20 protein-coding genes are annotated in these 24,858 nt (G+C 70.2%); 6 read left to right on the forward strand and 14 right to left on the reverse strand.

Going from position 1 to position 24,858, the window contains the following annotated elements:
* Positions 1 to 180 precede the first annotated feature (180 nt).
* Positions 181 to 2,253 carry a radical SAM protein gene (locus AC07AB_RS20430; protein ID WP_478568734.1) on the forward strand — a complete coding sequence of 691 codons (2,073 nt, stop codon included), beginning with the start codon at positions 181 to 183 and terminating at the stop codon, positions 2,251 to 2,253.
* 28 nt (positions 2,254 to 2,281) lie between these two features.
* Here AC07AB_RS20430 and AC07AB_RS20435 read toward each other — a convergent pair whose 3' ends face one another.
* From AC07AB_RS20435 to AC07AB_RS20460, 6 genes are all read right to left on the reverse strand, one after another.
* Positions 2,282 to 2,884 (reverse strand): response regulator, encoded by a 603-nt coding sequence (locus AC07AB_RS20435; RefSeq protein WP_478568737.1) that lies wholly within the window; start codon positions 2,882 to 2,884, stop codon positions 2,282 to 2,284.
* Positions 2,881 to 3,996 (reverse strand): sensor histidine kinase, encoded by a 1,116-nt coding sequence (locus AC07AB_RS20440; protein ID WP_478568740.1) that lies wholly within the window; start codon positions 3,994 to 3,996, stop codon positions 2,881 to 2,883. Before AC07AB_RS20440 ends, AC07AB_RS20435 begins: the two co-directional genes overlap by 4 nt.
* Positions 3,993 to 4,739, reverse strand: coding sequence for an ABC transporter permease (locus tag AC07AB_RS20445; RefSeq protein ID WP_478568743.1), 747 nt, complete (start codon positions 4,737 to 4,739; stop codon positions 3,993 to 3,995). Before AC07AB_RS20445 ends, AC07AB_RS20440 begins: the two co-directional genes overlap by 4 nt.
* Positions 4,736 to 5,641 carry an ABC transporter ATP-binding protein gene (locus AC07AB_RS20450; RefSeq protein ID WP_478568746.1) on the reverse strand — a complete coding sequence of 302 codons (906 nt, stop codon included), beginning with the start codon at positions 5,639 to 5,641 and terminating at the stop codon, positions 4,736 to 4,738. The genes AC07AB_RS20445 and AC07AB_RS20450 overlap by 4 nt, the downstream gene beginning before the upstream one ends.
* 113 nt (positions 5,642 to 5,754) lie before the next feature.
* Positions 5,755 to 6,357 (reverse strand): hypothetical protein, encoded by a 603-nt coding sequence (locus AC07AB_RS20455; protein ID WP_478568749.1) that lies wholly within the window; start codon positions 6,355 to 6,357, stop codon positions 5,755 to 5,757.
* Positions 6,354 to 8,456, reverse strand: a complete 2,103-nt coding sequence (locus AC07AB_RS20460) for a Gfo/Idh/MocA family oxidoreductase (protein WP_478568752.1) — start codon at positions 8,454 to 8,456, stop codon at positions 6,354 to 6,356. Before AC07AB_RS20460 ends, AC07AB_RS20455 begins: the two co-directional genes overlap by 4 nt.
* A 192-nt stretch (positions 8,457 to 8,648) precedes the next feature.
* Between AC07AB_RS20460 and AC07AB_RS20465 the strand changes: the two genes are divergently transcribed.
* Complete coding sequence (locus AC07AB_RS20465; protein ID WP_478568755.1) at positions 8,649 to 9,341, forward strand: class I SAM-dependent methyltransferase; 693 nt, start codon at positions 8,649 to 8,651, stop codon at positions 9,339 to 9,341.
* Between the two features lie 11 nt (positions 9,342 to 9,352).
* Here the strand turns inward: AC07AB_RS20465 and AC07AB_RS20470 are convergent, their stop codons facing one another.
* From AC07AB_RS20470 to AC07AB_RS20485, 4 genes are all read right to left on the reverse strand, one after another.
* Positions 9,353 to 10,204, reverse strand: a complete 852-nt coding sequence (locus AC07AB_RS20470; RefSeq protein ID WP_478568758.1) for a glycosyltransferase family protein — start codon at positions 10,202 to 10,204, stop codon at positions 9,353 to 9,355.
* Between the two features lie 16 nt (positions 10,205 to 10,220).
* On the reverse strand, positions 10,221 to 11,204 hold the full coding sequence (locus AC07AB_RS20475) for a TauD/TfdA dioxygenase family protein (RefSeq protein ID WP_478568761.1): 984 nt from the start codon (positions 11,202 to 11,204) through the stop codon (positions 10,221 to 10,223).
* A gap of 157 nt (positions 11,205 to 11,361) precedes the next feature.
* A complete protein-coding gene (locus AC07AB_RS20480; protein ID WP_478568764.1) occupies positions 11,362 to 12,624 on the reverse strand; it encodes a hypothetical protein in 1,263 nt (420 codons plus the stop codon).
* Between the two features lie 10 nt (positions 12,625 to 12,634).
* The gene (locus AC07AB_RS20485) at positions 12,635 to 13,768 is read right to left on the reverse strand and encodes an amidohydrolase family protein (protein WP_478568766.1); all 1,134 of its coding nucleotides are present in this window, start codon (positions 13,766 to 13,768) and stop codon (positions 12,635 to 12,637) included.
* A gap of 253 nt (positions 13,769 to 14,021) precedes the next feature.
* Here AC07AB_RS20485 and AC07AB_RS20490 point away from each other — a divergent pair, with 253 nt between their 5' ends.
* On the forward strand, positions 14,022 to 15,956 hold the full coding sequence (locus AC07AB_RS20490; protein WP_478568769.1) for a B12-binding domain-containing radical SAM protein: 1,935 nt from the start codon (positions 14,022 to 14,024) through the stop codon (positions 15,954 to 15,956).
* 89 nt (positions 15,957 to 16,045) lie between these two features.
* On the opposite strand, the gene AC07AB_RS20495 is transcribed toward AC07AB_RS20490, so the two are convergent.
* The 3 genes from AC07AB_RS20495 to AC07AB_RS20505 form a co-directional block, all read right to left on the reverse strand.
* On the reverse strand, positions 16,046 to 17,104 hold the full coding sequence (locus AC07AB_RS20495) for an amidinotransferase (protein ID WP_478568772.1): 1,059 nt from the start codon (positions 17,102 to 17,104) through the stop codon (positions 16,046 to 16,048).
* Positions 17,105 to 17,284: 180 nt separating this feature from the next.
* Positions 17,285 to 18,043: an SDR family NAD(P)-dependent oxidoreductase gene (locus AC07AB_RS20500; protein ID WP_478568775.1), complete on the reverse strand. Its 759-nt coding sequence runs from the start codon at positions 18,041 to 18,043 to the stop codon at positions 17,285 to 17,287.
* Between the two features lie 32 nt (positions 18,044 to 18,075).
* The gene (locus AC07AB_RS20505; RefSeq protein WP_478568778.1) at positions 18,076 to 18,990 is read right to left on the reverse strand and encodes a cupin-like domain-containing protein; all 915 of its coding nucleotides are present in this window, start codon (positions 18,988 to 18,990) and stop codon (positions 18,076 to 18,078) included.
* A gap of 1,024 nt (positions 18,991 to 20,014) precedes the next feature.
* Here AC07AB_RS20505 and AC07AB_RS20510 point away from each other — a divergent pair.
* From AC07AB_RS20510 to AC07AB_RS20520, 3 genes are all read left to right on the forward strand, one after another.
* A complete protein-coding gene (locus tag AC07AB_RS20510) occupies positions 20,015 to 20,881 on the forward strand; it encodes a hypothetical protein (protein WP_478568781.1) in 867 nt (288 codons plus the stop codon).
* A gap of 410 nt (positions 20,882 to 21,291) precedes the next feature.
* Complete coding sequence (locus tag AC07AB_RS20515) at positions 21,292 to 22,455, forward strand: glycosyltransferase family 4 protein (RefSeq protein WP_478568784.1); 1,164 nt, start codon at positions 21,292 to 21,294, stop codon at positions 22,453 to 22,455.
* A gap of 11 nt (positions 22,456 to 22,466) precedes the next feature.
* Positions 22,467 to 23,441, forward strand: coding sequence for an NAD-dependent epimerase/dehydratase family protein (locus tag AC07AB_RS20520; RefSeq protein ID WP_478568787.1), 975 nt, complete (start codon positions 22,467 to 22,469; stop codon positions 23,439 to 23,441).
* A gap of 90 nt (positions 23,442 to 23,531) precedes the next feature.
* Here AC07AB_RS20520 and AC07AB_RS20525 read toward each other — a convergent pair whose 3' ends face one another.
* Positions 23,532 to 24,536 carry a TauD/TfdA dioxygenase family protein gene (locus tag AC07AB_RS20525; RefSeq protein ID WP_478568790.1) on the reverse strand — a complete coding sequence of 335 codons (1,005 nt, stop codon included), beginning with the start codon at positions 24,534 to 24,536 and terminating at the stop codon, positions 23,532 to 23,534.
* Positions 24,537 to 24,858: the final 322 nt, after the last annotated feature.

Raw genomic sequence — 24,858 nt, forward strand, 5'->3', positions numbered from 1 at the left:
GCTCAACTATCCGAACCTGAAAGTTCTTTAAGGTTTGCCTCGGTATCCTCAAAGATACCTACACTACAAAGCGCGTGTTATTGACACCTACGCTCGGCACTGCAAGCGTGTGCATCCCCGAGTATCGATGCGGGAATCTCCCGCACCGCCTCCGCAAACTCGCTCGACGGATGTTCAGCCATGACCTCCACGATGGATACGCTCCACGTCGCCCATGCCGGCGAGCAGTCGGCGCCGGCGCCCGCCCGGAAGAAGTCCGTACAACTCGTAGAGTTCACCGCGATGCACGGTGTCCGATACAGCATCACCCTCGGCTATCTCAAGGCGACATCGGTCGCCGACCCTGTCCTCGACGACGCCTGCGAGTTCCGGATCTGCGTGCGCGAACAGAGCGGCGGGGACCGGGCGATGGCGGAGCTGCTCGACTCCTGGGACGAACCGTTCGTCGTCGCTCTGACCGTGTTCTTCTGGAACCGCGCCCAGTCGCTGGAACTGGCCCGCCAGGTGAAGCGGCGCTGGCCAAAGTGCCGGGTCGTCATCGGCGGCAATGACGTCAGCTACCAGCAGGAGCCGCTGTTCGCCGAGGCCCCCTGGGTGGATGTGCTGGTGCACGGCGAGGGTGAACTCCGGTTCCGCGAGCTGATGCACCGCTTCCTCGCCGACGGGGACCTCACCACGATCCCCGGCATCAGCCACTGGTCCGACGGCGCGGTCGTCACCAACCCGGACGCGGACCGCATCACCGATCTCGACCAGATCGTCTCGCCGATCCTCACCCCGGTCTACTCCGACGAGGAGATCACCGGCTCGTCCATGATCGTCTACGAGACCAACCGGGGCTGCCCGTACAAGTGCGCGTTCTGCTACTGGGGCGGCGCGACCAACTCCAAGGTGCGCCAGTTCGAGCTCGACCGGATCTTCGCCGAACTGGGCCGCCTGATCCGGCTGATGCCCACGGACGCGACACTGTTCATCGCGGACGCGAACTTCGGCATCCTCGCCCGCGACCGGCAGATCGCGGAGCACATCGTGGAACTCAGCCGGCGCTACGACAAGCGGCTGATCATCAGCACGAACTGGGCGAAGAACGGCAACGAGCGCATCGTCGAGATCGCGAGCATGCTGCACGCCGCCGACCTGACCGGCGCGATCACGCTGTCCGCGCAGTCCTTCGACGCCGACGTGCTGAAGATCGCCAACCGCGCCAACATCCGTACCGACCACTACCGCCGACTGCTGTCCCGGTTCCGCGAACTCGGCGTTCCCACCTACACCGACCTGATCTGGGGCCTGCCCGGCGAGACGTACGACTCGTACCTCAAGGGGGTCGAGGAGGTGCTGACCGCGGGCGGCTCCCCGGTGATCTATCCGCTGCTGCTGCTCAACAACACCGAGTACTCGCGGGAGTCCTTCCAGGACAAGCACCAGCTGACGACGCGCTGGATGCCCGGCGACGTCACCAACCCCGAACTCATCGCCGACGTCGTCGTCGCGCACGAGACCATGACCGCCGAGGAATGGGCGCGCGGCATGGAGTTCCGGGTGGGCATGACGCTGTTTCAGAAGATCCTGCTGCGCTGTGCGCTGCGCGTCATCCATGCGACGACAGGCGTCCGGCTGGTCGAACTGTGCCAGCGGGTCTGGGAGTTCCTGCTCGAAGACTGCGCCGACCCGTTCCTGCGAGCCGTCGCCCGCAACGTCGCCGTCACCCATCAGGAACCGGCCGCCCTGGACATGGAACTGCTCAAGACGGTCATCGGCGACCAAATCGTCGTGCCCGAGGAAGTGCACTTCCAGGCGCTGCTGTGCCGCGCCGTCTCCACCGAACGCGGCACGGCGGAGCTGCTCACCGCCGCGGTCGACCGGCTGTGCGGCCGGCTGGCCGACTCCGGACACGAGGTCGACCGCGTGCTGGTCGACGGCGCGCTGACGCTCGACATCGCGGCCACCACGATCCTGCGCGCGAGCCTGCGCGGGGACCTGCGCGAGGCGGAGTTCGCCATGCCCCGGCAGGGCTGGGACCTGCTCGTCGCGGACGGCGACGTGCCGTCGAGTCTCGACGCGAGCGGTCAGGGAGGCACCGTGCGCGGCACGGTGTGGGCGCCGCCGCGCTGGGTCCGCTACCCGATCAGCGTGTACGCGCTGTCCATCTGGCACGGCACCGGCCGGCCCCTGCACGACCTGTTGTTCGCGCTGCCCGATCGGCTCCCGGTCGCCTCACGACCGGCCGCTATCGCCCCGGCGGCGCCGTAGGACCGCCTGGCTCACAGCCGGCCGCGACTCACAGCCAGCCGCGCGCCAGCGCCGTCCTGGCCGCCTCCGTCCGGTTGCGCGCTCCCAGCTTGGTCATGGCGCTGGACAGGTAGTTGCGTACGGTGCCCTCGGCCAGGAAGAGCCGCGCGGCGATCTCGGCGTTTCCCGCCCCTTCCGCGACCGCTCGCAGCAGTTCACGCTCCCGGTCGGTCAGCGGATCGGCCGCGTCCCAGGCCGCCACCGCCAGTTCCGGCGCGACCACCCGCTCCCCCGCGTGGACCCGGCGCAGGGCCGCCGCCAGCTCACCGATCGGCGCGTCCTTGAGCACGTACCCGGCCACCCCGGCGTCGACCGCGCGCCGCAGATAGCCGCTGCGCGCGAACGTGGTCACGATCAGCACCCGGGCGGGGTCGCCCAGGCCGTTCAGCTCCGCGGCCAGGTCGAGACCGGTGCGGCCGGGCATCTCGATGTCCGTCACCAGGACGTCCGGACGGTGCTCGCGCACCGCGGCCAGCGCGTCGTCGCCATTGGTCGCGGTCGCCACCACCGTGATGTCCGGTTGCAGGTCCAGCAGGGACGCGAACGCGCCCAGCACCATGCCCTGGTCCTCGGCCAGCACCACCCGGATCACCGGGCCGCCTCGACCGGCACCGTGATGGTCACCGTCGTGCCGGCCGAGCCGGTGCGCTGCACCGCGCCGCCGAGCTTCGCGATCCGCTCCCGGAGCCCGGTCAGCCCGGTGCCCTCCGGAGCCGTACTCCCGATCCCGTCGTCCGCGATCACCAGCCGCACCCGTTCCCCGTCCGCGTCCAGTCCGATCCGGCAGGTGGAGGCCCGTGCGTGCCGGGCCACGTTGGTCACCGCCTCCCGCAACGCCAGCCCCAGTTCGTGCTCGGCCGTCGCGACCAGGATCATCTTCTCGTCGTAGTCCACCCGCAAGGTCACCTCGGTCCCGGCCAGCGCCCGCCGCGCCGCCTCCAGCTCCGCCCGGATGTTGGTCTGCCGCCAGCCGGTGACCGTGCTGCGCACCGCTGCCAGCGCCTCCCGCGCGTTGCGTTCGATCTCCTCGGCCTCGGCGCGCGCCCGCCGCGGGTCGGCCAGCACCAGCTCCTTGGTCAGCTGGGCGCGCATCACCACCGCGGTCAGCGAATGCCCGAGCAGGTCGTGCAGGTCACGCGCGATCCGTTCGCGTTCCCCGATGGCGGCGAGCAGTTCGACCTGCGAGGTGCGCAGCCGCTCGTTCTCCCGTTCCTGCCGCCGGTCGCGCTGCTTGAGTTCGAGCAGCCCGATCACCCAGATCAGCACGAGCGCCGAGCCGAAGCCCCACAGCCGGTAGGGCATCGGCACCTGGGACACCAGCGCCGTGACGCTGTTCAGCACGGTCAGGCCCGCGAACCACAGCCGCGCGTCGCGCCATGCCAGCGTCTTGCCGGCGACGGCCGCCGCGTAGATGAACAGCACGCTCGCGTTGGTGTTGAACGGCGTGGCCAGCGCGCCGATCGCGGCCAGCGGCACGATCGACGACCAGATGTGCCGCGCGGACGGGCCGCGCAGCAGCGCCGTCGCGTACAGCACGGCCGTGGCCACGCACACCGCGATCGCCAGCGGCCAGTCCCACCACGCCCAGTCCGGTGAGAAGTACGGCTGCGCCAGCACGAACAGCACATAGCCCAGGTAGACCCACTCCCAGGTCCGCAGCCGCGCGGCCAGGGACCCGGGTTCGGAAGCATCGACGGTACTCATATCCGCGCATGACGATAGGACATGGTGGCCACTCCGCCCGCCACCGCGGTGGTGACGACCAGGGCGAGCACATGGATCACGACGGTGCCCTCGCCCAGTTGCGAGAGCCCGAGCTGCGCGAGGTGGTAGGTGGGCAGGAACTCCGCGATGTGCCGCACCGCCGAGGGCAGGAACCGAATCGGGATCCACAGCCCGGACAGCACCGCCAGCGGGAACAGCACCGCGTTGAGCAGCGCGATCGTCGCGCCCGTGCGGAACCGCAGCCCGACCGCCACGCTGAACAGCGTGAACGGGACGGTGCCCAGCAGCAGTACCGCCGCCACCCGCAGCAGCGCCCAGGGCGCGGCGTGCAGCGTGCCGAACGCCGCGGCCGCCACCCCCATCAGCGCCAGCACGCCCACCCCGTAGAGCAGCGCGGCCGCGGCCTTCGCGGCGAGGCTGATCCCGACCGGCACCGCGGACACCCGCTTCATGCGCAGCCAGCCCAGGTCCCGGTCCTGCGCGACCCCGATCCCCGGTTGCAACGCGGCCACGGTGATCACCCCGTAGGTGCCGAACGTGGCCACCATCGCCGTACCGGCCGAGAGCCCCTGCGTGGTGCCGTGTCCGTACAACAGGTTGAACAGGACGAAGAACCCGACCGGCATGAGGATGCTGAAGAACAGCGATGTCGGCTCCCGCACGATCGCCCGCAGTTCGTCCCGCAGCTCGACCCCGAAGATCCGTGCCGTCAGTACGTTCACGCCGCCGCCTCCGCACCGTCGGTCAGCGCGAACACGGCTTCCTCCAGGCCCGCGTCCCGCACCCGCAGTTCCGACAGGTCCGGGTCCCGGTCGAGCAGCACGCGCAGCAGGTCCTCGGGCGAGCGCGTCTGGATGTTCACCAGGTCGTGCTCGGGCGTGACCGACAGTACGCCCGGCAGCCGCTGGAGTTCATCGCGGCCGAGGCCGGTCCGGACGGTCACCGTGCGGTCCGGCAGCCGCGACACCAGCTCCTCCGGCGGCGCGTCCGCCAGTACCCGGCCGTGGTCGAGCACCACGACGCGGTCCGCGACCGCGGCCGACTCCTCGATCAGGTGCGTGGTCACCAGCACCGCGGCGCCCTGCTCCCGGCGGTGCGCCAGGATCTGCCAGAAGTGCCGCCGGGCCGACGTGTCCAGGCCGGCCGTCGGCTCGTCCAGCACCAGTAGCGCGGGCTCGGTGACCAGCGCCATCGCCAGCTGCACGCGCTGCTTCTGGCCGCCGGAGAGTTTGGACACCCGCCTGCGCGCCAACTCGCTCAGCCCGAGTTCCGCCAGGACCGGCCCGGCCGCCGCCGCCCGCAGCCCGCCCCGGACGGCGGCGCCGGTCACCAGCTCCTGCACCGTCAGCGTGTTCGGAAAGCCGAGCGTCTGCTGCGCCACGCCCAGCCGCCGGCGGGTCGCGGCGCGGCGCGGATCACCGCCCAGGACCCGTACGGTCCCGTGCTGCGGCGTGCGCAGCCCGACCGCGATCGTCACCAGTGTCGACTTCCCGGCCCCGTTCGGCCCGAGCAGCGCGACGCACTCCCCCGGGTCGACCCGAAGGTCCACGTCGTCCAGTGCGACCGCCTCCCCGTACCGGTACCGCAGCCCCTCGGCTGTCATCACCGCCTGTGTCGTTCCCATGGCCACCACGTTCCCGTCCCGCCGGCGCCGCTGGTAGTGATGCCCCGTCACCGGCCCCGAATGACAAATGTCATCCCGGATGCGACCGGGCGGCGGGAGGGTCCGGGCTCGCCTCAGGCGGGCGGCGGTGCGGGGCCTCCCGCCAGGCGGTGCCAGAGGCCCGGTGGCGCCGGCCGCCCCGGTGTCGCGGAGCCGAGGCGGGCCAGCGCCCAGGCGATGGAGTGCGCCGGCGCCGGCGGTGCGTTCCGGCCGCACCACGGGACAGACGTCACCCGTGCCTCGCGCTGGTGCACGTCACGGTAGGTGGCGACCGGGGTGGTCGGCTCCAGCGGGCGGGCGGCGAGGATCACGTGGCCTCCCGTCCGTACCGTCCGCAGGGCCCGGGCGATCCCGGCGCCGGTTCCGGTGGTCTCCATGACCACGTCCGGCGGGGCGTCCGGGGGCATGCCGCCGAGCGGGAGCGCCCGCCGGATGAGCGCGGCGAGCGCTCCCTCCCCCACGACGGCCGCCGTGCCGCCGGCTTCGTGCGCGGCCCGGGCGGCGGCTTGCGCGGTGGCCGCCCAGGCGTGCGCGGCGGCTTCGTCGGTGGGGTAGCCGCGTCCCCACGTCGCCGCTTCGGCGGTGCCTTCGACGAAGCACACCGCGTCCGGCCCGGCCTCGGCGGGCAGCGCGTAGCCGCCGTCCGCGCCGACCGCGATCCGCCACCAGATGCTCATGGCCCGCCCTCGGCGGTGTGGAGCGCGGGGGTGGTCCCCCGGCCGGAGCGGGCCGAGGCGTACGCCGCTTCGACGACGGCCTGGGTCAGCAGCGCGTCGTACGGGCTGACGTCGACGGGCGCGCCGTCGCGAACGGCCCCCGCGAACCTGGTGAAGGCCCGGGCCCGCAGGTCGATGGCGGTCGGCTTCGCGGGGGCGGCCTCCGCAGGGGCGGGATGCCCCTTCCCGCCCGGTGCCGGGTCGGCTTCCCGCGGCCGGTTCGTGACGGCGTAGTGCGGGAGTACCTGGAGGTGCCCCTTGTCTCCCCAGACGCGGATGTGCTGACCGTCGCCGCCGACCACGCTGGACGCACCGACCAAGGTGGCGATGACCGTGCCGAATCGGATGATCACCGTCACCGCGTCCTCGATGCCCGGGGCGCCGGCGACGGTGGACGGCGCGGTCTCGGCGTACACGCGGTCGGCCTCGCGGCCGAGCAGCGCGCGGACCGTGTCGATCTGGTGGATCAGGTTCATGATCAGGAATCCGCCGCCGGAGCGGGCCGCCGACAGCCGCCATGTGGAGGGGGACCGCCCGCTGAGGCCGCCGTGGAAGTAGTCCGCGGACCTGTCCACGAGGTAGTGGGCCGATACGCCGAGCGGCGTGCCGACGGCTCCGGCCCCGAGCGCCTCGCGGGCTCGGAGGAAGCGCGGATCCGTCCGCGTCGGGAACAGCACACCGGCCGTCAGGCCGCTGGCGCCGGCGGCCGACGCCATCCGCCGCGCCGTGGGCAGGTTCTGTGCGAGGGGCTTCTCCAGCAGCACATGCTTGCCGGCCGCGAGCGCGGCGGCGAGCAGCGGCTCGTGGGTGTCGTGCGGCGTGGCGATGATCACCGCGTCCACGTCGCGGCGCGCCATCAGCCGCTCTAGGTCCCGCTCGTGGGCGCCGCCGTACCGCGCCACCGTGCTCTCGGCCAGCCGCTGGACCGGGTCGTGGCACGCCACCAGGTCGGCCCCCTCGGCGTCCGCCAGGGCCCTGGCGTCCTCGATCCCGATGTCACCGCAGCCGATCAGCCCGAACCGCACCGGGGACGGGGGCGGTGTGCGCCGCGGACGCGCGGTGGCCGGCGCCTGCCGCGTTACGGAGCCGCTCGCCACGGACTCCCGCGCCGTGCCGGCGGGGGCGGCGGAGGTTCCGGACGGCGGGCGGGGGCCCCAGCGCAGGACGGCGCTGACCAGGGTGCGGTCGGTGGCCAACCGGCGGTAGGCCGACGGGGCCTCGGCCGCCGGGTACTCGGCCAGTACGTCCCGGACGGTGAACAGCCCCTTCGCGAGCAGGGTGAAGAAGACATCGCTGAGCCTGGTCTCCTCCTCCTTCCCCATCCGGGAGACGTGCGCGCCGCGCAGGTCCAGCCGCCGGTCGTGGAACCGCCGCAGCGGAACGTCGGCGAGGTCGCTCCGGGGCGAGCCGAGCAGGACCACCCGGCCGCCGTCCGCCGCGGCGGCGACGGCGGCGTGCAGCCCGGCCCCGCTGCCGGTCACGTCCAGTACGAGCGGGGCGCCTCCACCGGCCTCGCCGGCGGAGAGGAAGGTGGTGACCGGCTCGGCCTCCGCGGCCCATGCCTTCGCCGCGGAGGCGGCGACCGCCCGTACCTCCGGTGCTCCGCGGGCCGCCGCGAGCCTGCGGGTGATCACGCCGAGCAGACCGCCGCCGATCACGGTGACCGGCTCGGTGGGGCGCTGCGCTCCGCGTTCCAGGCCGTGCAGCGCGGTGAGGGCGAGCTGCCAGACCGCGGCGTCCACCAGCGGTACGTGACCGGGCACGGCGCGCACGCAGGCGGCGGGTACGACGGCGACGTCGCCGTGGCGGGCCCGGCGCACCGCGACCCGCGTGCCGGCCGGCAGCGAGGACCGCGTACGTACGGCGCCCGCGGCCATGTAGCCGGGGTGTTCAGGGAACCGGGCACCCGCGGTCGGCAAGTCCAGGAGGATGGCCCGCTCGGTTCCGGGGCTGATCACACTCACGCTGATGTCGACCACCGTGTCACCCGGCCCGCCCGCCGGCTCGTCGCACTCGATGACCTCGCACACTCCGGCACCGGAAAGGACCACCGATCGCATACGCACCTCCGCGAGAATTGACCGACGCGTGGACCGCAGGGGACAACAGCCCTTGAGGCCACCCGGGTTCACTGATTTCCAAGGTCGCGACCGCAGCGCCGAGCCGCATATGCGAAGCGGCACAGAGCGTGTCGGCCATGGCGTACGGTGAGCTGCCGAACCCCTCATGCCCCTCAGTAGAGCGGTGATCACATGTCGGCTCGGATATCGCACAGACTGCTGCTCGATCAGCGGACGGCGGCATTGATCAGGCACGACATGATCCGGCTTCGGGCGCGCCTGGGGCAGCGGTACCGCAAGGTCCCCGAGGACGTACGGAGACTGCACCTCGGCTGCGGTGACCGCCGCGTTCCAGGATGGCTCAACTGCGATGTGGCGGGTTCGGAGTTCGACATCGACCTGGCGGCGGGACGGCTGCCGTTTCCGGACGGCTCGTCCGATGACATCGTCATGCAGCACGTCGTCGAACACCTCGATCTACGGGAACAGTTGATACCGCTCCTGCGGGAATTGCACCGGATCTGCGCCCACGGCGGCCGGGTGTGGCTGTCGTGCCCGGACCTGGCCAAGGTGTGCACGGCGTATCTGGACGACCGGGGGCGCGCGCTGATGGAGGACCGGCGGCAGCGGTGGCCGGACTACACCCTCGGCGGGGCGCCGGTCCAGCACTTCGTCAACGACCTCTTCCAGGCCAGGGGCAGACACCGGAACCTGTTCGACTTCGAGCTCCTGGCCTGGGCTCTCGATCAGGCGGGCTTCGGGGCGGTGGACCGGATCGTCGAGGCGGACCTGCTCGCCGCCCATCCCGGCTTCCCGCCCCGCCATGACGATCAGCAGTCGTTGTACGTGGTGGCGGGCAAGGCCGCCGCGCCGCACGGGCGCTGATCCGGCGCCCCTCAGGCTCGCTGCCTTCGCGGCGCCGGCAGGTTCCGGTAGTGCTGCCAGAGCTCGTACAGGGGAACGGCTCGCTTGTCCGGCTGGGTCGGCTTCACGGGCTCCGTCCAGTGGACCAGCAGCGTCGGCGGCGAGGCCGGGTCCACCACCTTTCCGTCGCGCGCGACGACACCCGGCGTCCAGGCGTAGACCTCACCGGGAATGCTCTGGTCCCCCGTCGTTCCTCTCAGCCGGCGCAGGCTCGTGTACGGCAGCCCGGACGTCACCATCAGGTAGTTCAGCAGCGGCTGCTCGTACCCCAGCTTCATATGAGGGGCCAGCTCCCGCGCCGCGGGCAGGCTGTCGGCGATGCGGGAGAGCGTCAGCGCGCCCTTTCGCGAGGCGACGAAACCCGTGTTCGCCGCGTACTCGAACTGTTCCGGCGTCAGCTTTCCGGACGGTCCGATGCTGGCCTTCCAGGCGCGCCCCGGCACATGGGACGTGGCGACGACGAAGCCGAATTCTTCGAGGTAGGCGAAGACGAAGCCGATATCGTGCAGGACGGCCGTGTCGCAGTCGATGTAGAGGAATTCCTCGTACTCGCCCTCCCAGGCCGCGAGCTTGCGGAAATGCCCCATGGGCCGGTCGTGGAACGACAGGCTGACCTTGTCGCACTGCCGCAGCAGGTCGGGATCGTCCCATACGGAGAAGTCGTACCGGGACCGCAGCGACGCGACGCCCTCGAAGTCGTCGTCGAAGGGGATCAGGCAGAGCGCGATGTCCGGGTTGCTCCTCCTGAAACTGTTGAGGAAGACGATGGCCAGCTCCCGGACGCTGTCATTGGCCACGAAGTAGACGCCTCGCTTCTCGGGCATCGGCGCACGCTCCCTCTCAGTGGTCGGGGCTTGCGGTGAAGGCCGTGAGCGGCTCGCCGCGGACCGCTTCGGAACGGAAGCCGTCCGGTCCGACGGGGCGGTCGCCCAGGACCGTGACCCGGTAGAGGGTCCGGTGGTATTCCGTGTCGTCCAGGTCGGACGGCTGGAGGTGCGCCACGGCCCGGTTGTCCCACACGGCGACGTCGCCGGCTGCCCAGCGCTGCCGCAGCGTGTACTCCGCGCGCGTGCTGTGCTCGAAGAGCAGCGCCAGGATCCGCCGGCTCTCCCAGGGCAGCAGCCCGACGATGTGGGTCACCGAGGCGGGCGGCGCGAACAGCGCCTTCTCGCCTGTCTCGGGGTGGACCCGCACCAACGGGTGGACGGAGAGGAGGGTGTCCTCGGTGAGCTTGCGGATGATCTCGACGTCCTCGGTATCGGACAGCAGCAACTGGCAGGCGGCATAAGGGGTGTGCTCCGCCCGCAACCCGCCGACCAGCTCCTGGAGCGGACGGGAGAGACCGTCGTAGGCCGACACGAGGTTGGTCCACTGGGTCTCGCCGCCGAACTCGGTGACGACCTCGGCCCGTAGGACGGATATGGCCGGCGGATTGACGGCGGCGGCCAGGTCGACGTGCCAGCCCGAGTCGTGCCTGAGCGACTTCGGCTTCAGCCGCTCCTCGAACCTTTGGCCGTACCGGGTGTCGTCGGCGTCGGGGTCGACGGTGAGGACCTGCGGGAAGCCTTCCGGGTGCATCCCGTGCTTGCTCCCCGGACGCCTGGTCAGCTCGCCGAAACGCTCCCCGAACGCCACGTGTTCGGCGTGGTTCAGGTGCTGGCCCCGGAAGAAGATCACCTTGTGGCGCAGCAGCGCCGCACGGATCTCGGCCATGGTCTCGGCGTCGACGGGCTTGGCGAGGTGCACCCCCTCGATATCGGCCCCGATGCGCCCCGCGACCCGTCGTACCCCGATCCTGGCGAAGGTTTCGAACGCTGTCGCCATGCCCCCTCCTGACTCCGGATGCCGGTGCGCCGCACCCCGCACGCCTCGCGGTCCACGAGGTGAGGTGCGCGCCGGCGTCGTCGTGTGGTGCCGGTGAGTACGCTGCCGGGTTCCGGCGCGCACGCGCCGGGTACGGACCCGCTCGCCGTTCCCGGCGTCAGTAGGCGATGCTCACCACGGTCTGCACCGAGCCGTGGACCTTGCGGGACCGTTCCTGCATGGCCAGCACTCCGATCAGGCGCTCGGGGGTGTAGAAGGCGCTGAACTTGGTGTACGCCTCGATCTTCAGCTCCTCCCCCTGCCGTGTCACCGCGGTGGCCGGCTCGGGGTGCATCCGCGCCTCCTGCGCCACCCAGGGGTGCCCTGCCGCACTGTCGGCGAGGATGCGGTCGAGCAGCTTCCGCAGGGCCACCGTCGAGAAACTGCCGGAGAAGTACACGGCGCGGCTGCCCCAGTTGAGCGTCGGGTGGTGGCTGCCGAACTTGAAATAGTGCACGCGCTTACTACGCTCGCCCGGGGTGCAGTATTCCTCCAGGCTGATCCAGGACCCGTCGGGCATACGGAAACCGTCGGGCGTGATGATCTCGGTGTGGGGGAACAACCCACGGATCTCGTCCGAATAGTATTTCCGGGTCTTGTCCCAGAAGGGCCACGCCATGACCACTTTGGCGTCGTACAGCGGGATGGGGGGATGGTCGAATTGCAGCCCCCCCTTCTCGCACTTCTCCATCCACTGGTCGAAGAACCCGTTGTACCTCAGGTCGTAGAACTCGTGGGCCCGGATGAAATCGCAGTCCTGCCACTGGACCGGGTCCCAGCCGAAGTGCCGGATACCCGCCTCGCGCAGTCGCTGCACGGTGTAGTGGACCCCGTGCGGCCGGGAGGCGTTGTTGGTCAGATGATGCGCGACCGGGTCCGGCCCGAGCCGTTCGCGCATGGATGCGGCGAGCGCGTTGATGAGCGAGCCGAAGGGGTGGGCCGGAGCGCCGAATTCGGCGGGGAATTCCTGGTACAGGCTGTGCAACTGCTCGGCGATCTCCCAGCCGGAGGCTATGCACTGGATTTCGGCGATCGCTCCGGGGGCGGCCTCGTCCGTGCGGAAATAGACCGGCAGGGCCAGCTGGCGCTCGCTGAGGCCGCGGTGGTACTCGGCGCCGCGCTCGGGCGGTTGGCCGGAGAGGATGGTCTCGGCGACGGCGGGATCCGCTTCGCCGCGCACGCTCGCCATGAACAGGTCGCGGCTGATCCGCTGGTAGGCGCGGATCAGTGCGTTGCGTTCGACGAGTCCGCGGAGCGTCGGGGCGTCCAGCGCGTAGGGCCGGTCGGCGATCAGGTTGGTGAAGCCGATGGACTCCCTCGTCCTGTTCTCGATGTCCTCGTCGATGAACCGGTACCAGGGGTTCGTGGTCCGCTCGCCCATGTCGGCTCCCTTATTCGGCGGTCAGTGTCGCCGGGTCGAATCCGTAGAGTCGTGCGCAGTTGCCGGACACCACCTGGCGCCGTTCCTCATCGGGAACGTCCCGGAAGGACCGCGCGATGAGCTCCTGGGAATGCGGCCAACTCCCCTCGTAGTGCGGGTAGTCACTCCCCCAGAGGAAATTCCCCGGGCCGAGCAGGCGCATCGTGGCGATGCCGATCTCGTCGTCGGTGAAGGTGGTGTGGACCTGGCGGCGGAAGTACGCACTGGGCGCCATGGTGAGCGTGGTGTTCAGGACGGGGCCGAGCTTGTCGTGGATGCGGTCGGCGTGCAGCAGGTGGTAGCCGACCCAGCCGATGTCGTTCTCCGCGAGGACGAGTTGCAGGCGTGGGAAGCGCTCCAGGACGCCGGAGAAGATCACGTCGGTGAGAGAGTGCTGTATTTCCTCGGGGTACGCCATGTTCCGCTGTATCCGGCCCAGTGGCGTGCTGTAGTCGAACAGCCTGGGGCTGTCCCGGTATCCGGTCAGGCAGTGCATCGAGACCGGCGTTCCCAGCTCCTGGGCCGCTCGCCAGAAGGGGTCGTTCACCTCGCCCGCGAAATCCCGTTCCGGCGCCGGAGACGCCCAGATCGCGGCCCCCTTCAGACCCATGGCGCGGCATCGGTCCAGCTCCTTGACCGCTTCGTCGACGTCCCACAGCGAGATCAGGCCCAGGCCGACGAGCCGGTCGGGGGCGTGACCCACGAACTCGGCCAGCCAGTCGTTGTAGGCGCGGAAGCACGCACGCTGGAAGGGGGCGTCCCGCAGCCAGAACAGGCTCATGGCCAGGCTCGGGTAGAGGACCTCCGCGGAGACTCCGTCCTGTGCCATGTCCTTCAGCCGCGCGACCGGGTCATTGCCGCCGGGCCGGGCCGCTTCGATGCCCGAGTCCAAGGTGCCGGCGAACTCATCGGGTGACTTGTCCGTCGCGTAGAGGGAGTTGATCAGCGCGGGCTGGAGCCCGTCGCACGAGAAGAACCACCCGTGGCGTCCGGCGTCCCAGAACACGCGAGGCGCTCTGTCCCTGATGCCGCGTTCGAGCCGGTCGGTCCACAGCCGCACAGGCTCCACGACATGCGAGTCCGCCGAGATGACAGGTGAGTTCATGCTTCCACTCCTGCGTCGAGGACAGAAAGCGACGATGAGTACCCGACTCCATAGTGAGGGCCGGTGATGCCCCGTCAAGGCCGTTCCTCTGTGCAGGGCCGCACGCCGGCACACTCAAGGGCCGGGTGGGCTGCGGTGTGCGGATGTGCTGTCCGGGACCGGCCCTTGTGCGGGGCCGCCCGCTTCGGTAGGTCTGGTAGCCCCGCGCGGACATCGTGGCGGAGCCACCTCACGTTCCGAAGGACGGCGACGTATGTCGGTCGACGACTCGGCGGCTGGTCCGGGGAACACCACGGACATCCTGCTCCTCAGCGGCTCGAACTACCCGGCGTTGCCCATCTACCCCTACGCCTTCGTGCAGGTCTCGGCGGTCGCCGCCCGGCACGGCCTGACGACCGGGCGGCTCGACCTGCTGCACACGCCCAGACACCGGTGGCGGGAGGTGCTGCGGCGGACCCTGGACCGTACAAGGCCGCGACTCATCGGGATCCACCTGCGCCAGGTGGACTCCATCTTCATCTGGAACTACGCCGAGAGCGCCCTGCCGGGTGCACCGGAAGTCGTACGCAACAGCTACTGGCCGGTGGACGACACCGTGGAACTCGTCGCCCAGCTACGCACTCTGACGGACGCTCCGGTCATGGTGGGCGGGTTCGGGTTCTCCACGCAGCCGCGCGCGCTGATGAACCGGTTGCGCCCCGACTTCGGGGTGGTCGGCGAGCCGGACGAGGTCATAGCCCGCCTCGACGATGTCCTGGCGCACCGGAAGCTGGAGGGGATAGCCAACCTCGTATACCCCTCGGGCGACGATTGGGCGTTCGGCCCGCGGGTGTTTCTGCCCCCCTCGGACCACACCGAGTACTCCGACGCCGTACTGGACGATCTCTTCGCCTTCTACGGAGAGGACGAGCTCAGCAGCCTGGAGACCGTCCACGTCCCGGTGGAGATCCAGCGCGGCTGCCCGTACCGCTGCTATTTCTGCACCGAGCCGGTGGTCAAAGGCCGGCAGCACCGCGTCAGGGACCTCGACGTGGTGATGTCGGACATCGGCTTTCTGGCCGATCGCGGGGTGACCCGGATATGGCTGGTCTGCTCGGAGATCAACATCGGTAGCAACGCGCTGCTCTTCACGATGGCCGAGCGGATGCGGAGGCTCAACCAGGGCCGGGCCGAGCCGGTGGGCTGGACCTGCTATCTGCTGCCCAACCCGGCCTTGGAGCGCGACGAGATCCGGCTGCTGCTGGAGGCGCGCTTCGAGCCCAGCTGGAACCAGTTCGCCTCCTACGACGACGACAACCTGAAGCGGACGCACGTGCCCTACCGGGCCCGGCACGCGGTACAGGCCCAGCTGTACTGGCTGGAAGAGGAGGAGAAGTTCCGGCGCGACCGCGGGCAGCCCGTACCGCCCCGGCGCCTCGACATGTTCCTGGGCAACTCCTATGCCACCGCCGAAACCGTCTCGACCACACTGCGCGCGGTCAACGAACTGCGGCTGGCAGAGCACTTCGAGGACTCCCTGATCACGCGCGCGACCCGGCTGTTCGACCTCGGCGGCGGGGTGATCGGGGACTCCGGTGACGCCGCCTACTCCGTGGGGCCCCAGGGCCGGCTGGACGAGATCGATCTTCTCTACCCCACTTTCGGCTATCCGCCGGCGCTGGTCTCGGAGCTGGGGAGCAACCGGGCCGTGGACGAGTTCTTCGCCTACGCCGAGGAGACCTTCCTCTCCCGGGCCTACCGCACCACGCGCGACTGGCCCGCCTTCCTGGCCCGCGCTCTGGACGCCGGCACGCTCGTACGGCCGTTCGCGGACGGTGTCGAGGCCCTGCTCCGGCGCATCCTGGCACCCCCCTCCGACGACGTCCCGGCCGGAGGCACCGCCGCCCTCGGTGACCTCACCCGGTCCCTTGTCGAACTGGTCGTGGACACCCGGCTGAAGCGGACGGAGGAGGTGTTCGAGGAGATCGGCCTGGCCGGGTACTGGAGCGAGCGGTCCCGCTGGAGCCCGTACGACGTCTGCTCCGTGCTGGCCGGGCGATTCGCCTCGGTGGGGGATCTGACGCGCGCCGTGGAAGATTTGACGGGCCCCGGGGGCGGGTCGCCCCCGCGGCTGGCCGTGGAGTACTGCGTGCACGACAACAACGTCCTGCTGCGTCCGGACTACACGCGCCTGCTCTTCTCCCCCTGAGCGGAGCGCGTGCGCCGAGCGGACCGTGAGAGCCTTCGACAGGCCACGGTCACGCTCGGCGACGCCTCCGGAAGGCCAGCGGCCCGTTCTCACGATGCCAGGTACTTGGCGGGCCCCCCGTCGCGCACGGTGTCCAGGGTCACGCAGTGAAACGATCCGCCGAAGCTGTAGACATGCCGGAAGTCCACCGGTACGCACCGGAAGCCCCAGGCGGTCAACGCGTCGATGAGCGGCTTCTCCTGGCGCTCCACGACGACGGTCTCCGGGTCCAGGGACAGCACGTTCACACTCACCCACGGGCTGCAGAAGTACATCGGCCAGTCCGCCGGCAGGGTCGGGCCCGGCGCCGGCAGAATCTCCCAGCCTTCGAACAGCGGGTGGGGTACGTACCGTTCGGGGTTCACCAACAGCTTGCCGGGGGCCAGCGGGGCGAAGGTGGCGTCGATGTGCATGGCGTGGGGGTCGTCGGTCCCCACCACCGAAACGGTGAAGTCCGGTCCGAGGGCCCGCCGGACCCAGTCGATGCCGAACTCATTGGTGACATGGCTGCGCTGTACGACGATGTCCTCGCCGAACCGGAGGAAGTCGGCGGCGTCGAAGACCGGCTCGAACTCCGTGACCGCCCACCGCTCCGCATCGGGGGACTCCGGGCCGCCGGGCGTCTGGTACAGCTCGTCGGTGAGTTGCGGACGGGGCGCCGGCATCCATCGGGCGCCGCGCCGGAACCAGGACTTGATCAGCGTGCGGAAGGCATCCGCTTCGTGGTAGCGGCAACGCCAGGACATGGGCGCTTCGATGACGGCGTCCCCCACGACCATCAGCATGTCCCGGGGCATGCCCGCGTACAGGCCGCCCGCGGACGCCCAGTGCGGGGTCCGGAACGGCCGCCGGTGGCTGACGGCGTCGGGCCGCGCGACGGTGACCCCCTCGGCCTCCAGGACCTCCGCCAGCGTGTCCAGTTCCTCCTCGGCCGCCTTGAGGTGGGCGGCCGGAAGCGGCATCCCGCCCTCCTCCTGGCAGAAGCGCCAGGCCGCTTCCGGCAACGTGTGCGCCATGGACTCCTGCCAGCCGGGGAACACCCCGCCTGCGAGGGACCCGACGACGACCTCGCGCAACGGTTCCCACTCGGTGTACGAGTTGAGCGCCACGGTGGATTCGCCGGCCTCCTCCCCGGGCGTGCCGGACGCCCCTGCCCGTGTCCCTGTCTCAGTCCGTTTCCCTTTCAACTGCTCCTCCGTACGTTTCCTCGGTTCCCTCGGGCGGGAGCCCGGCGTTCCGCGGCGGGAAGGCGTGGGTGAAGGCACTGCGCGAGGTGTGGCGTGCCGGTCTCAGCGGGCGCTGGCCAGTCCTCCCGCCGTCTCGCCTCCGTCGATCACAAAGGACTGGCCGGTGACGAACGCCGCGTCGGAGGAGGCCAGGTAGGCGACCATGGAGGCGATCTCCGCGGGGTCGCCCAGGCGCCGCAGCGGAATCACCTCGGCCTGCTCGGCCAACTGCCGCTCGTCGTACTCGGCCCGCTGCATGGGGGTCAGCACATAGCCCGGACACACCGCGTTCACCCGGACGCGAGGGGCCAGTTCCAGGGCCATGGTCCTGGTGAGTTCGATGACGCCGGCCTTGCTCGCGTTGTAGGCGGCATAGCAGGGCATGCCCACCGTCCCGCTGACGGACGCGGTGTTGACGATCGCCCCGCCGGCCGCGTCGACCATGCGGCGGGCCGCTTCCCGGGCCATCAGGAACACGCCGGTGAGGTTCACGCTGAGGGTGCGCTCCCAATCAGCGAGCGTGGTGTCGAGAAACGGGCTGCGGATGCTGATCCCGGCGTTGTTGCACAACACGTCGACTCCGCCCCACTCCTCGTCCACGGTGGTGAAGACCTCGGCCACCGCCGCGGCCTCCGACACGTCCGCGTGCAGCAGCAGTTCCACTCGGGGATCGGTCTCGGCGAGCGCGGCCAGCGCGGCGCGGTCGCGGTCGATGACGCCCAGCCGGTCGCCGTCCCGTACGAAGCGCCGCGTGATCGAGGCACCGATGCCCGAGGCTCCGCCGGTGACGAGCACGCGGCGCGGCTGTTCGCTGGCAGACATACGGGGCTCCCCCGCCTCTTCACGTCTCTTGGCTACCGGGTGGCGCTCGGGTCGTTGTGCCGGGAGAAGTTCCTCGACCGCACCGCGTCGTACAGCCGCTTTCCGGTGGACGCCGGGCTGAAGAAGAACCGGGTCGCCTCCTGGCGGTGGAGCAGTCCATGGCCGACGAAGTCGCGGACGGTGCTCCTCCAGTAGTCCGGCCCGAGCACGGCCAGCAGCCGCAGATACTGGCCGAGACCCACGGGTTCCCCGAACCAGTGGTTGATGGAGATGGAAGGGGTGCGCGCGCGGACGTCGTGCCAGCAGCCGCGCGGCATGTACAGCAGATCGCCCGGCCCCATCCGTACGTGGTGGAAGGACACCCGGCCGAGCCGGGGAAACCGCTTGAGGTCCGGGTCCCCGAGATCCACCTGGCTGTTCACCAGATTGTCGGGAAAGGGGTAGGCGGCTCTGCTGTCCCGCCACGCCAGAAGCGTGACGTCCTTCTCCCCCCAGACCTGGCAGAACAGGTTGTCCTTGAGGTCGGAATGCAGCATCGAACGCGTGCCGGCCGAGCCGATCCACACCCTGGTGTCCGTGTGGTGCCGCCCGTCGGGCGGGACGAGAGAGCCGAAGTCGTAGTCGGCGGGGTCGAAGATCTCATGGGCCCGCTGGTAGGCGAGGTAACAGGGCGCGGAGACGGTGGCCGTGAGCATGGTGTCCACGAACTCGGTGAAGGTGAGCTCCTTCTCGTAGAACCGCTGGTCCTGTGGCAGGAGCACGCCCGTGTCCGGCAGGCCGACCAGAGCGGTCACACGCCGTTCTCCGTAGCGGCTGCGGAGCCCGGCCGGGCTCCATGTGTCCAGTGCGCCCCAGCCGTCCGTGAGCCCGGTACACAGCACGGGCCCGGACCGGTCGGCGACGGCCCGGCGCAGGGCGCCCACGTCCCCACCGGCGATGCGTCGCACCGGCAGCACGGTCATTCCGGCCGCCCGCATCCGCTGCCCGGGAGTCTGCCCGGCAGCACGTGGCGCCGGATCGTCACCCGCTTGCTCAAATCGACCCACGAGGCCTCACCATCCACGCGTGTTCGATACGTCCTCTGTGTTTCGATACGTCCTCTGTGTCCGGTCCGGCAACCGGGGATCTCCCAACTCCGTCCATGGACATCCGGCGGGCACGCTCTTCACTTGGTAAACCACAGTCTCCGTGCTGCATAGGGCTGGTGCCGAGGTGCGACGGCGGCGGCCATCTGGTTTCGGACCGGCGCCGATCGCCTCGGACCACGTTCAACTCGCCCTTCGGCACATGCCCCACCGACCGTTCACGCATGAATTCCTCGGAGGAAACCCGGACCGTATCCGATCTCTCGCGTACCGAAATCCGCACCACGCGTCGCCGTTCGCACCACCGCCCCCATCCGACCGCCCTCATCCGGCGCCGGTGATTTCGGCTGAGTGTGGTGTCCTTGGCAGGCACCGACAATGTACTGCACACGTCCTGTGTTCTCGGTAGCGATCCGCTCCGAGATCAATGGCACCGAGTTCGGCGGCATCGCACCACAGGCCGCCGGTGTTGGTCGGTCGCTGAATTGGGCAGCGGCGGTACACTGCTCCGGCAGCCTCTTGGTGCTGGTGTCCCGGCAGTTGCCCGGCCGTATCCTCGCCGACGGCCCGGGCCGGGCGCCTCTGGATCGTGCAGGCGATCAGGACATATCCCGAGTCGGTCACCGCGGTCCCTCCCGGTGGGGCGAGGAGATCGAGACCGACGCGCAAGTCCAAGCCCAGCGGCTGCTACCCGCCGTAAGGGCCGGCCGGATTGGTCTTGGATGAAGGATCGGCCCCGCAAATCCCCCTACTCCCCCGCGGACTGTGATGTGTTCCGGCCACTGCCGCGCGCCTGGACGGCGGCGCCACCACCGCCGCCATCGTGGATCAGCGGCCGAACCCATGAAGCGATTCATGAAATCGAATCATGAAAGCGAGAGGCCCGATGACCGAGAGCTCGGAGTCCGGTGCCGCCGTCGAACTGCACGGGGCCGTCCAGCCCGACGCGCAATTCCGCTTCGAGGAAAGAAGCGCGCTCGACTGGGGCCTGTGGTCCGACGTCCTCCGCGGTGACATCGCCGGCGCCATCTTCCGTGGCGTGCTGAGCGGCCGGGTGTGCGAGAGGATCTGCCGGAACTTCTGGTCCAGCCCGATCCTGAAGCACCCGGGCACCGGACTGCCCGCCCACGCGCGGGGCTTCGTCGGCGCGTCCATCGCCTCCACGGACCTGGACATCTACCTGGACGAGGCCGAACGGATCCGCGCCGATATCGACGCGCTCTTCGACGGCACCGAGGACGCCCTCGTCTCGCTGCTCCACGACTACGGCGATCATCTGGCCGCCGACGGCTGCCGGCTCCGCCTCGCGGAACACCGGGGCAAGCGGGCCCAGATGTTCAAGATGCGGTCCTGGCGGAACACCGGGGAATTCGTCCTCGTACCCCACGACGACGCCCGTGTGCTGCGGTCCCCGCGCCTCGCGGGATTCGAGGCCGGTGAGATCGAGCGGGTGGCCGGTGTCGTCGCCTGTGTGGAGAACGGGACCGGCGGCGAACTTCAGTACTGGAACATCACTCCCGACCAAGAAACCCGCGACTCCCTGGGTTTCCCATACGACGGCGTCGGATACCCGCTGGAGTCCCTACGGAAATTCAAGAAGCTCACCGTGCCCGTCCGGGCGGGTGACATCTACGTCTTCGACTCCTCCAAGGTCCACGCCGTCGGCCGCAAACTCGACGACACGGCCAATCGCTCCAACGTCCTGTGGAGCATGGGCTTCATCGACGCGACAACCGTCCTGCACTGGGCTTGATCCGCCCCTCTCCCCCACCATCCGAGGACAGGACGGACACCGGAATGTCGACGCGCCCAGCGAATCCGTACGGTCAGGTCCGCAACGCGTCGCGGACCGCGTCAGGAGACATCACCGGAGTGGTTTTCGCCGGGCCGCTCGGCGTCGGCACGGTGGCCGAACTCCGCACCGCGCGACTCGCCCGCACCATGGCCTCTCCCCACGATCAGTACCTCACCAGCGGTAATGCTCAGATCCGCGTTGTCGGAATGTCACGGGAGGCAGCCGGACGGACGCTGCGGGAATGGCCGCGTAAATAGCGGCGGGGGCGGACCGCCGGCGCGAGAGGACAGGTCCGCCATGGAAGCACGAGGAGATCGAGCGGACAACCGAGGAACTCCCCGAGTACGAACTGCCGAAGTGAGGCCCTCATGCGGATCGTCTATCTGCACGCGTGCGAGATTCCCTCGGTCTTCGCCAACGGAGTCCATGTGATGCGCATGTGCGACGCCTTCGCGGACGCGGGGCATGACATCACCCTCTACGCGGCGACGGGCTCCACGCCCGCCGAGGACATCCACGCGTACTACGGCACCCGCAACCGCTTCCCGGTGCGCATCTTCGGCGCGCCCCGCATCCCGGTACTCGGCCTCTGGATCCGGGCCTGTCGGATCCGCCGGGCCGTGCGCCGCTCCGGCGGCGTCGACCTCCTCTACGGCCGGGACCTGTACGCGCTGATCGCCACGGCGGGGCTGGCGCCGCTCGTCTACGAAACCCACCTCCTCAGGCCCGGGAGGGACCAACGCCTCGTGGAACGGCTGCTGTTCCGGATGCGGGGCCTGCGCCGCGTGGTCACCGTCACCCAGGCGCTCGCCGAGGACTACCGCCGCACCGTCCCCCGGCTGCGACGGCCCGGCGGGCCCGAGGTGGTGACCGTCTCCGACTGCGCCGACCTCCCGCCGGCCACCGGGCCGACGGCCGCGTTGCCGGGCCGGCCGGAGGCGCTGAAGATCGGGTACGTCGGACACCTCTACCCGGGCCGGGGCGTCGACGTCATCCTCGCGCTGGCCGCCTCCGTGCCCGATGCCGACTTCCACCTCGTCGGCGGCACGGACGAGGACCTGGCGCACTGGCTGAGCCGGCCCCGTACGCCCAACGTGCACTTCCACGGCCACCGCCCGCCCGCCCGACTGCACCCCTACTACCGTGCGTTCGACCTCGTCCTCGCCCCTTACCAGCGGCGCGTCGCCTGCGCCGGGGGCGCCGGGGACATCAGCCGCTGGGTCTCGCCGATGAAGCTGTTCGAGTACATGTCGTACGGCAAGGCGATCATCGCCTCCGACCTGCCGGTGCTCAGGGAGGTCCTGACGGACGGCGTCAACTGCGTGCTCTGCCCGCCCGAGGACGTCGCGGCCTGGACGGCGGCTGTCAAGCGCCTGGCCGACGCCCCCGGGGAGCGTGCGTCCTTGGGCCGGGCGGCCGAACGGCAACTGCGCGAGAAACACACCTGGCGGGGCCGCGTGGACCGCGTCCTGCCGCGCATGGACCCGGCCCCGCCCCGCCCGGGCAGCGCGTCCGCACGAGGGCGCGGCTGATGCGGGCGGCCGTGACCGGCGCTGCCGGCTTCATCGGGTCGCACCTCTGCGATCATCTGCTCGCCGCCGGAGACACCGTCATCGGTATCGACGCGCTCACCGACTTCTACGACCCGACGCGCAAGCGGCGCAACCTGGCCGGGGCGCGCCGCTCCCCCGCCTTCTCCTTCCACCCCGTCGACGTCCTGGACCCGCGGCTCGACGCCCTGCTCGACGACGTCGACGTCGTCTATCACCTGGCCGGGCAGCCCGGCGTACGGCCTTCCTGGGGGCGGGAGTTCGCGCTCTACACCCGCCGCAACGTACTGGCCACTCAGCGCCTGCTGGAGGCTGTGCGCGACCGTCCGCTCCGGAAGTTCGTCCACGCCTCCAGCTCGTCGGTCTACGGTGATGCCCACCGCTTCCCGACGCCGGAGACCGCCTGCCCGCGTCCGGTGTCTCCGTACGGCGTGACCAAACTCGCCGCCGAGCATCTGTGCGAGCTGTACCGGACGACTTACGGCGTGCCCACGGCCTCCCTGCGGCTGTTCAGCGTCTACGGCCCGCGCCAACGCCCCGACATGGCCTTCGCCCGCCTGATCGCCGCCGCGTCCGGCGGTCCCGCCTTCCCCCTCTACGGCGACGGCGGGCAGACCCGCGACTTCACCTACGTACAGGATGTCGTCGCGGCCATGCGGGACGCCGCTTGTTCCCACTTCACCGGGATCGCCAACCTCGGCGGGGGCCGGCCGGTGTCCATGCGGCAGGCGATCGCCGTCGTCGAGCGGGTCGCCGGGCCGGTCGCCCTCGACCGGCGGCCCGCCCTGCCGGGCGACGCCCGGCACACCGGCGCCGACATCACCGTCGCCGCCCGCGGATTCGGCTTCCGGCCCCGTACCCGGCTGGCGAACGGACTCGCGGCGATGGCCGAGCATGCGGCGCTGAGGGGCGCGGAACAGCCGGATGACGCGCTGATCACCGACATCGGGCGAGGACAGCGGGGGTGAGCGCGAAACGGCACCACATCCGGGAAGGGGCCGGGGCCCGCGGCCCACGGAATGGGCTCACCGACGCTGTACCCTCGCCTCGTCCCGGCGCTATCCCCGCATCGGTCCGGTGGTGTCGCGCTCTCCGGTGCCGGTGCAGGGCTTGAGCGGTTCGCCGCGCACGGATTCGGACACGAAGCCGTCCGGGCCGACCGGGCGGTCCCCCAGGATCAATATCCGGTACATCCTGCGCCGGTAGTCGGTGTAGTGGAGATCGGCGGGCTGGAGGTGGGCTACCGCGCGGTTGTCCCAGACGGCCACGTCGCCGGGCTCCCAGTGGTGCCGCACGGTGTATTCGGGGCGGCTGATGTGGGCGAAGAGCAGGGCGAGAATGCCGTCGCTCTCCCAGGGGAGCACTTCGGCGACATGCGACACGGACGCCGGGGGCAGGAAGAGCGCCTTCTGCCTCGTCTCCGGGTGCACGCGCACCACCGGGTGGAGGGACACCAGCGTGTCCTTGACCCTCTTCCGGATGATCTCCAGGTCCTCGTCATCGGAGAACAGCAGCCGCACCCCGGCGTGCAGAGCGTGCTCGGCCCGCAAGCTGTCGGCCAGCTGCCGCAGGGGGCGGGACAGCCCCTCATAGGCGGCGACGAGGTTGGTCCACTGGGTGTCGCCACCGCACTCCGTGGCCACTTCGCATCTGAGCACCGAAATCGCCGGCGGATTAACGGCAGAGGCGATGTCCACGTGCCAACCGGAATCATGGCGCTCCGATTTGCGATACAGCCGCTCCTCGAACCTGAGGCCGCGCCGGGCGCCTTTCGCATCCGGATCGACGATGAGGATCTCCGGGAATCCCTCCGGGTGCGTTCCGTGCTGCGCCCCCGGCAGACGGGTCACCTCGCCGAAGCGGCGCGCGAAAGCCACGTGCGCGGCGTGGCTCAGATCCTGCCCACGGAAGAAAATCACTTTGTGGCGGAGCAGGGCGGCACGGATCTCCATCATGGCGTCGGATTCGCCTGTGGCCGAATCCGTCAGATCCACACCTCGAATGTCAGCCCCGATCCTCCCCGCGACGCAGCGTACATCGATCCTGGAAAACGCCTCGATCATGATACGCCCTCCTCGGTCACACCGCCCTACCTCAGTGGGCTCACATGTGCTTTACCGCGGCCGAGGCATCTGCATGGAGTGAGAGCAACACAGCGGCCAACCGATTTGATTATCGGCGACCATGGGAAACCGTCAAGGAGCGGCGGCGTCATGGCTCGATGATTCAGCCAGGCTCCGATACGGAAATCGCCAACCCTCTTGTCTCCCGCGTCACCGCCGCCCCTTGTGTCCGGTGTGCAGCGGACACATCACGCTCGTTTCGGTCGTGATCTCGACGGGCGGCAGGGAGCCCTGAGGGCCCCAGCAGGGGCTGCCCACCGGC

Source organism: Streptomyces sp. NPDC044033, from assembly GCF_056434425.1.